This is a genomic window from Mycobacterium sp., assembly GCF_044223235.1.
In the GTDB taxonomy this organism is placed as follows: Bacteria; Actinomycetota; Actinomycetes; order Mycobacteriales; family Mycobacteriaceae; genus Mycobacterium.
This window is the reverse complement of the sequence record NZ_JBGAME010000046.1, coordinates 1-8516: the sequence shown is the minus strand read 5'-3', so window position 1 is coordinate 8516 and position 8516 is coordinate 1. Positions and strand designations below refer to the sequence as shown.

6 protein-coding genes and 1 pseudogene are annotated in these 8516 nt (G+C 66.4%); 6 read left to right on the top strand and 1 reads right to left on the bottom strand.

Annotated elements, in window-relative coordinates:
• The 5 genes and pseudogenes from ADBZ6K_RS26205 to ADBZ6K_RS26185 all read left to right on the top strand — a co-directional run.
• Positions 1-186 (top strand): annotated as a pseudogene (locus tag ADBZ6K_RS26205) (fumarylacetoacetate hydrolase family protein); the annotation flags it as partial.
• Entirely contained in the window at positions 183-1784 is a 1602-nt protein-coding gene (locus ADBZ6K_RS26200) for an FAD-dependent oxidoreductase (protein WP_526352239.1), read from the top strand. The pseudogene ADBZ6K_RS26205 and the gene ADBZ6K_RS26200, both read left to right, overlap by 4 nt.
• Positions 1785-1830: 46 nt before the next feature.
• A complete protein-coding gene (locus ADBZ6K_RS26195; protein ID WP_526352237.1) occupies positions 1831-2433 on the top strand; it encodes a carboxymuconolactone decarboxylase family protein in 603 nt (200 codons plus the stop codon).
• A gap of 112 nt (positions 2434-2545) precedes the next feature.
• Positions 2546-3400 carry a bestrophin-like domain gene (locus ADBZ6K_RS26190; protein WP_526352235.1) on the top strand — a complete coding sequence of 285 codons (855 nt, stop codon included), beginning with the start codon at positions 2546-2548 and terminating at the stop codon, positions 3398-3400.
• 471 nt (positions 3401-3871) lie between these two features.
• The gene (locus ADBZ6K_RS26185) at positions 3872-4549 is read left to right on the top strand and encodes a type 1 glutamine amidotransferase domain-containing protein (RefSeq protein ID WP_526352233.1); all 678 of its coding nucleotides are present in this window, start codon (positions 3872-3874) and stop codon (positions 4547-4549) included.
• Positions 4550-4562: 13 nt separating this feature from the next.
• Here the strand turns inward: ADBZ6K_RS26185 and ADBZ6K_RS26180 are convergent, their stop codons facing one another.
• Positions 4563-7301: a helix-turn-helix transcriptional regulator gene (locus ADBZ6K_RS26180; protein WP_526352230.1), complete on the bottom strand. Its 2739-nt coding sequence runs from the start codon at positions 7299-7301 to the stop codon at positions 4563-4565.
• A 93-nt stretch (positions 7302-7394) separates the two neighbouring features.
• On the opposite strand from ADBZ6K_RS26180, the gene ADBZ6K_RS26175 reads away from it, so the two are divergent.
• A complete protein-coding gene (locus ADBZ6K_RS26175) occupies positions 7395-8501 on the top strand; it encodes a class I SAM-dependent methyltransferase (protein ID WP_526352228.1) in 1107 nt (368 codons plus the stop codon).
• Positions 8502-8516 lie beyond the last annotated feature (15 nt).

Genomic DNA, 8516 nt, shown 5'->3' with positions numbered 1-8516 from the left:
GGGACCGCGCTCACCACCCACGGCGTCACCCCGAAGGGCGAGGTTGACCTGGGCGCGTTCCTGACCGCGCAGTACGAGCACAACCCCAAATACCTGCATGACGGGGACGTGATCGAGGCCACCATTGCCACCGACGACGGCGCCATCGACCTCGGGGTCCAGCGCAATGTGGTGGTGTACAAATGACCGCGCAAAACGACGCCGCGACGCCGGTGCCCGAGTTCGTTCCCGTCGTGATCATCGGTGCCGGCCCCGCCGGCATCGCCGCCGCCACACTGTTGGGACAGTACGGCGTCGAATGTCTGGTGCTGGACCGCCATGAGACCGTCTACCCGCTGCCGCGGGCCGTCCACGCCGACGACGAGGTGTACCGCATCCTGGCCCGACTGGGTATCGGCGACGAGTTCGCCGCGCACCGCCGGCCGGCACACGGTCTTCGCCTGATCGACCAGAGCATGCGAGTGCTCTCCGAGATCCCGCGCAGCATGGAGCCCAGCGCCAACGGCTTCCCGCAGATGAACATGTTCGACCAGCCTGAACTCGAAGCGGTACTGCGCACCAATCTCAAGCACTACCCGCAGATCACGGTGCGCGGCAACGTGGAGGTCACCTCGATCACCCAGCCGCGACCCGGCCGGGTACGAGTGAGCTTCCTGGACCGGCTGCGCGGCGGCGAGCACAGCGTGCAGGCGACCTACGTGTTGGGCTGCGACGGCGCCAACAGCCCGACCCGCGCGGCCATCGGGGCGCACATGTACGGGCTACCGTTCACCCAGGACTGGCTGGTGATCGACGTCAACACCGACGCCGACCTCAACCAGTGGGAGGGCTGCCACCAACTGTGCAACCCGCAGCGTGCCGGCACTTACATGCGGGTATCGGAAACGCGTTACCGCTGGGAATTTCAGTTGGTCGACGGTGAGACGGTGGCCGACTACCAGAGCCTGGCCGACGTCGAGCCGCTCATCAGGCCCTGGCTGGCAGACACACCGATCGACGCGTTGACTCTGGTGCGGGTGACCGCCTACACCTTCCGCGCGCAAGTCGCCAGCCGCTGGCGCGACCGCAATGTGTTCATCCTCGGTGACGCCGCACACCTGACCCCGCCGTTCGTCGGCCAGGGCATGGCCGCGGGCCTGCGCGACGCGATGAACCTGACCTGGAAACTGGTCGGCGTGCTCGACGGCTCCCTGCCCGACAGTGTGTTGGACACCTACGAGCGGGAACGAAAGCTCCACGCCGCCAACATGATTCTTATGGCGGTGTCGATGGGAGCAGCCATGACCGGCGGCGGACACGTTGGCGATCTGATCCGCCACGCCGTGTTCCCGCGCATGCAGAACCTGCGCATGCCCGGAACCCGGGTCAGCGCCGCCAAGGGCATCGCCCCGGGGCTGCGCAGGTCCGAACTGGTGATCAAGTCCCGCACTCCCGGTGGGCTCGCGGGAACGTTGTGTCCCAACCCGGTTCTGGCCGAGGGCCTGCGATTCGATGAGATTGTCGGGAACAGGTTCACGCTGATCACGTCATCGGCGCTCACCGATGCCCAGCGCAGCGAGCTCCGCAGCCGCGGGGCCGCCGTCATCGAAACCGCCCCCGGCAGCGAACTCGACCGTTGGCTGCACGGCGGCCGCGCCACTGCCGCGATCGTGCGGCCGGACCGCGCGGTCATGCACGCCGGCCGCAATACCCCGGCGATCTGCGATGCGATGCCCAGGTTCACCGCGGGTACCCACCCGGTCCACCACCGTGCCGCCAGCACCGCTGACCGCCTCGAGGCGTGAGGGCCGCGAAACCGGCCACCACTGACCAGGATTGGAGAATACCGACATGTCCGAACACCACGATCGCCTCGGCGGACGCCTGCCGCTGGCACATCCCGCCGACTTCGGCGCCGCGCAACGAGAACTCTTCGACAAAATGACCGCCACCGTGGTGCCGTGGGCCGAGGACACCGGTTTCCACAGCACAACCGACGACGGGCGATTCATCGGCCCGTTCAACCCGGCGCTGCTCAATCCGGAGCTGACCTCAGCGGCCGCCCAGCTGCTGCTGGGCGAGCGGGAGCATACGTCGTTGAGCGCCCGGGTGCGTGAAGTCGTGATCCTCGCCGTCGGCGCCGCGTGGCAGTCCGAGTACGAGATGTATGCGCACACCGCCGCCGCGCGAAAGGCCGGCCTGTCCGAGGACGCCATCCGGGTGCTGGTGAGTGGTGGGATACCGGACGACCTCAGCAAGGACGAGGCGATCGCCGCCGAACTCACCCGGCGGCTGTCAACCGCCCGCCGGGTCGACGAATCCCTGTACCGGCAAGCGGAAAACTGCTTTGGGGCAAAGGGATTGACCGACATCGCCATGCTCATCGGCATCTACCACACCGTGAGCCTGACGCTCAACCTGTTCGAGATCCCCGCTCCGCCCAGCACGCCGTGATGACCTGGCACAACATCGGCGACGGTGACCTCGCACAGAGACGCCCCAGGAATTGTGGGTCGAGTTTGTGTCGGAGCCAGCAGTGAAAGCTCCTCGGACCGTGGGTATCGGGATGGCACCGAGCCTGTCGCGGGCGCTGATTGTGTTCGCTTTGCTGTGCGGTAGCACGGCAGTGGCCTTCCTGCTCAAACAGCAGTGGCTGGAGCAATATACGGGGGCGGGCGCGCTCGAATCGATGAATCTGATTATTTCGTTCCTCGTGACGATAACCGCGATCGTTATCGGTTTGCTGATAAATGCGACGAAAAGTTTCATCGACGCCACCCAGGAACACTGGGCGATGTTCGCCGCACAGCTCGTGCGTCTGGATCAGTCGCTGCTGAACTACGGCTCAGAAGCCGAACCGTTGCGCGGGCAACTCCAGAGTTTTACCGCCGCTGCGATCGCCAACTCGTGGCGGGGGGACGCCATCCCCGCCAGCGTCACCTATCCGGACGTGCGCAAACTCCCGAAAGACGAGGCACGGCTGGTGTTGAGCGACCTGTTGAATCGTCTCGAGTTCGCGATCATTCGACTGAACCCGTCCGATCCACTGCACGAACGGTTGGCGGCCGACTGCTTCGACCAATACAAAGAGTGCGCCAGGGCTCGATGGTCGCTCCTCTTGGCGCCTCAAAACTCACTACCAGTTCCGTTCCTGAGAATGCTCGTCGTCTGGCTTATGATGATATTCGCCAGTTTCGGCCTTCGCGCACCAGCCAACCCTCTGATAGTGACTATGATCGCCTTGGCCGCAGCGACGCTGAGCAGCATGATTTTTGCTGTCCTGGATATTGTGAACCCATATCACGGCCTATACAACATTTCCAGCAAAAACATGCTCCAGGCCCTATACGCGTCGCTTAGGAGCTCGCATTACGGCAGCGTTGAGAGTCAGCACGATGCTCAGACATGTGCGCTGTACTGACGGGTTAGACCGCGCAGCCTACGCGCGGGGCCGTTTCGGTGTGATCGGATTCTGACGCGGAAGGTGGCATCGTCCTTTACCGGCGCGGAGCGGACTCCCCGTTGACACCAGTGTCGGCGGGGACAGCTTCACCTGGCGTCACAACTAGGCGATGCGGCTGCCGAGCTCCAACTCGAGATCAGCATCGCGTGGTATCAGCGGTCGGGGCCGATCATCAGGCTGCACACCGACACCGGCAATCGTGGCGAGCGGTTCGACGAGGCGCATACCGGTTTGGATCACGTGTCTTTCGGAGTAGCCGGACGTGCGGCGCTGGAAACCTGGGCCGCCTGGCTGGACAAACTCGGGGTGATCGACACGCGCGTGGTCGATGAGACGGACCGACAACATACTCGACGGTGGTGTTCCGCGACCCCGACAACAATTAAGCTCGAACTCGTCGCAGACGACGAAACCGGGAAGGAGCGCACCGTGGGAGTCCCCTATGTGCTGTTCGTCGCGACGAACGCCGCCACAATCGGTCCGCACCATCGGCCGACAGGCTTCTTCTTTCCCGAGATAGCCCATCCCTTCGAGGTGCTCGACCGCGCCGGTGTCGCCGTCGAGTTCGCCTCGCCGTTGGGCGGCAAACCTCCCGAGGACGGCTTCGATGCCGACGATCCCGGACAGATCGCCTTCCTGGACAGCAAGGCCTATCGGCGGCTGGGGCGCAGCCGCAAACTGTCCGAGGTCGACGTGCTCGACTACGACGCCGTCTTCTTCCCCGGCGGGCTCGGACCGATGGTTGACATCACCGGTAACCCGGAGGTGCGGGCCACCGTCATCCGCGCCTGGGATGCGGGCATGATCGTTTCGGCCGTCTGCCATGGGCCCGCTGCCTTCCTCGGTGTCACCCTCGACGATGGTGCACCACTGGTGCGTGGCCGCAAGCTCACCTCGTTCTCAACCGCTGAAGAAAACGGATACGCCGACCAAGACGTGCCGTTCGACCTCGAGAGCGCACTGCGTGAGGAAGGTGCCCGTTACGAGGCGGCCGACCCGTGGCAGGCCCATCTCGTCGTCGACGGGAGTCTGATCACCGGGCAGAACCCGCAGTCGGGGACACTGGTCGGACAGGCACTTGTCGAGTCCCTGAAGCAGATTCGATGAATGCGCCGATAGCCTATCGATCCGCGAGCGCCATCGCCGCGCTCAATTCGTCCCGCGAGCGAATCTGCAGCTTCTGGTATACGTGACGCAAGTGGTATTCGACGGTCTTGGGGCTCAGGAACAGGGCTACCGAAGTTTCTTTCGTCGTTCGTCCGTCGCTGAGCATTCGGGCGATCCTGATCTCCTGGGAGGTGAGCACGCCGAGGTAGCCATCGCTTCCGCGGCGAACCTTCTCCCCTGTCGCGTCGAGCTCGGTCGCCGCCAGGTCGGCCCACGGACTCGCCCCGAGTCGTTCGAAAGCCTCAAGAGCCAAGCGGAGTTGGGGCCGGGCCGCCACCCGGCTGCGGTTGCGGCGCAGGGTCGCGCCGTAGGCGAGGCGCGTACGGGCTTCTTCGAACAAGTCCGGACTGGCGCCGTGCAGCTCGAGCGCCCGTTCGAACAACGCCGTCCGTTCGGCCGCCTCCGAACAGGTCAGTGCGACCGCGCGGTGTGCGCGGGCCAGTGCCCACGGCTGTCCCTTGGCCGTCGCCCGAGTCAGATATTCACGTGCCGTCACCGCCGACCCCGACACATCGCCGTTGCGCAGCTGCGCTTCCGCGAGCTCGGGACCTGGCGCGAGATCGACGTCTAGGAAAGCGATCTCGTGCAGCACAGTTCGCAGACGGTAGAACCAGTCGGCGGCGGTGGGCGCGTCTCCCCTGGCGAGATGCAGATCGCCCAGTGCGAAATGGGCCCACAATGTGGCCAACGTGATGCCGTGTTGCTCGGCAAGGATGAGCGCTTCGTCGGCGTTGGCCTGGCAGTCCTCGACGCGGCCCATCCTGGCCTGCAACCAGGCCAGCCCGGCCAGTGAGATGGCCAGGTTGGTGGTTTGGCCGGTTTCTCGGGCCAGCACGATGCTTTCGTCGTAGGCGGTCATGCCCGACGCCCAGCGGTCGGTCGTCGCGTCGTCCCGTGCGGTGTAGAAGAGCAGGGTGGGCAGCGCCCCGAGCGCCGTTCTGGTGCGGTCGTCGTTGATGGCCCGGCTCATGAGATCGCGACCCGAGCCCGCCTCCCGCAGGAACAAGGTGCCGAGCACCTGCCAATGCGGCCGTCGCGGGTCCGCCGGCAGATGAGGATGGATGGTCAACTCATCGACCGCGGTGCGAATCCATTCCACACCGGGGGCGCCGGCGAGCACCCGCGCCACCCCGACGACCATCTGACCGCGGATGCGCGCGACGTCGGTCCTGCAGGTGCCGATGAGTCGCTCCACGCGGTCGGCGGCGGCAAGAGCGCCTGCTGTGTGGCACTGGTAGAAGCATCCCGAGATCGCATCGGCCAGTCGCATCACCGCAGCGTCGGGATCCGTGGACTCACTGAGTTCCGCGGCGCGAAGCAGCATTTCGCGACCCTCGTCCAAGGATCCCGACAGCAGGGCCAGATTTCCCCGCAGATCGGCGATCTCGGCGAGCGTGCCGCGGTCGGCCGCGAGCACGGTCGCCCTCTCGAGGAGGGCGTCCGCCCTGCCCGGCTGACCGGCGAGCCACGCCGACTCCCCGGCGCTGAGCATCCGCGCCGCCCGCACCCCGTGCCGAGTCGTCAGTTCGGCTGAGCGGGCGAACGCGGCAACCGCCGCTCCGTGTGCTCCACGCGCACATGCGCGGTCGGCCACCGCGGCGAGGGCGTCGGCGACGCCCTCATCCGGGCCGACGCAGGCTTGGCTGAGATGCCAGGCCCGCAGGTCGGCCGACGACTCCGGCAATGCCGCGGCCACGGCGTGGTGCACGTCGCGGCGCAGCCCGGGCGACGCCGTCGAATAGATCGCCGGGCGTACCAGCGGGTGGCGGAACAGGGCGCGGTCGCCTGCCAGGCGCAACAGACCGATCGCCTCGGCCTGCACCAGTTCATCGACTGTGCACCCCAGCACCGGGGCGGCCTGCGCGGTGGTGGCCAGATCGCCGTCGGCGATGGCGGCGATCAGCAACGCGCGCCGTGCGGACTCCGTCAACGACGACACCCGACCCCCGAACGCCCGCGCGACGACGTCGGGAACGGTGGCGGGCAGTTCAGGCGGCAGGCGGGCGATGCTGTCGAGATCCTGCGAAAGCTCCAGGAGCGCAAGCGGATTGCCCGCGGTCACGCGGTGCAGGGCCAGAACACTCTCAGGTTCTGAGGATCGGCCGCTCCCCTGGCCGATCAATGCCCGTGCTGCGTCGATTCCGACACCGGTCAGGTCCAGCCTGCACAGGTCTGCGGTGTTGAGGATGGCGTCGGGTTCCGGCCGCAAGAAAACGAGCAGCGCGATCGGGTCGGCCACCAGGCGACGCGCGACGAACCGGACGGTTTCAGCGGTTGCGGGGTCCAGCAGGTGCGCGTCGTCGATGAGGATCAGCAGCGGACGATCCTCGGCGCACCGGCTCAACAGGCTCAGCGTGGCGACCCCGACCGCGAACCGCTGCGGCGCGGGACCGTTGCGCAGGGTCAGGGCGACTTCCAGCGCCTCGCGGAGCTGGTCGGGCAGGTGGTCGAGCAGCCCGAGGGCAGGCACGAGCAGTTGATGCAGGCCGGCGAAGCCGAGGGTGGCTTCGAACTCGCTTCCCGAGGCCCGTAGCACCTGCATTTCGCCTGCGGTTCGCGCCGCATCTTCCAGCAGAGCCGTCTTGCCGATCCCGGCTTCACCCGAGATGACCAGTACGCCGCTCTGGCGCACCCGCGCGCCGGCAACCAGCGTGGCAATCCGCTGCTGCTCGGGTTCGCGACCGACCAGCATTGACCGATCGTAGGAGAGAATTACCGGGGGGGTCACCTGATTCGGTGGGGTGCATCGGCCTGCGACGGTAATGGTGTCGAGAAAGGACACCTCATGAACGACTCCACTACCGCACCCGCGGTCGACACCGACAAATTGATGGCCTTCGTATTCAGGGCGGTCGAGGAGGTCGGCGCTGCCCTCAACGGCGCCCTGGTCGTGATGGGTGACCGTCTCGGCTACTACCGAAGCCTGGCTGACCACGGGCCGAGCACACCCGCCGAACTGGCCGAACGAACCGACACCGACCATCACTACGCGCAGGAATGGCTCAACGCCCAGGCCGCGGGATCGTTCGTCACCTACGACGCGTCGACCGGTCGCTACGAGTTGCCGCCCGAGCATGCCATCGCATTGACCGATGAGACCAGCCCGGCGTTCGTCGGCGGCCTGTTCCAGATCGCACATGGAACCGTGTGCGACTCGGCCAGAATCCTGGAAGCGGCGCGCACCGGCGACGGGGTCGGCTGGGGAGACCACAACAGCGACGTGCACATCGGATGCGAACGGTTCTTTGCGCCGACCTACAACGCACACCTGCTCGCGGACTGGCTTCCCGCACTCGACGGTGTCGTCGACAAATTGTCAAGGGGGGCCGCCGTGGCTGACGTCGGCTGCGGACACGGCGCATCGACAATTCTCATGGCTCAATCCTTTCCGAACTCACGCGTGCGTGGCACCGATCGTCATGCCGGATCGATCGCGACGGCGCGGACCCGCGCGGCCCACGCGGCCCAGGCGGCCCAGGCGGCCCAGGCGGCGAGGACCTCTCAGATCGAATTCGAGACCGCCGATGCGGAGGCCTTCACCGGGGGTCCCTACGACTTGGTCACCATGTTCGACTGCCTGCACGACATGGGCGATCCCGTCGGCGCCGCCCGTCATGTCCGCGAGGTGATCGCCGAAGACGGCACGTGGATGATCGTCGAACCGATTGCCGGGGATCATGTCGAGGACAACCTGAACCCGGTCGGGCGCGCTTACTACGGATTCTCGACCCTGCTGTGCACCCCGTCGTCCCTGTCGCAGCCGGTCGGGCTGGCCCTGGGAACGCAGGCGGGCCCGGCCCGCATCCGCGACGTCGTCTCGGCAGCCGGATTCACCCGGTTCCGGATTGCGGCGCAGACACCCTTCAACAATGTGTTCGAGGTCCGGCCCTAAACGATCGACGATCGG

What these genes read in the sequence shown, in the direction of transcription:
- ADBZ6K_RS26195 (WP_526352237.1), top strand. Translation starts at nt 1,831, where the DNA reads ATGTCCGAACACCACGATCGCCTCGGCGGACGCCTGCCGCTGGCACAT.
- ADBZ6K_RS26200 (WP_526352239.1), top strand. Translation starts at nt 183, where the DNA reads ATGACCGCGCAAAACGACGCCGCGACGCCGGTGCCCGAGTTCGTTCCC.
- ADBZ6K_RS26175 (WP_526352228.1), top strand. Translation starts at nt 7,395, where the DNA reads ATGAACGACTCCACTACCGCACCCGCGGTCGACACCGACAAATTGATG.
- ADBZ6K_RS26190 (WP_526352235.1), top strand. Translation starts at nt 2,546, where the DNA reads ATGGCACCGAGCCTGTCGCGGGCGCTGATTGTGTTCGCTTTGCTGTGC.
- ADBZ6K_RS26180 (WP_526352230.1), bottom strand. Translation starts at nt 7,301, where the DNA reads ATGCTGGTCGGTCGCGAACCCGAGCAGCAGCGGATTGCCACGCTGGTT.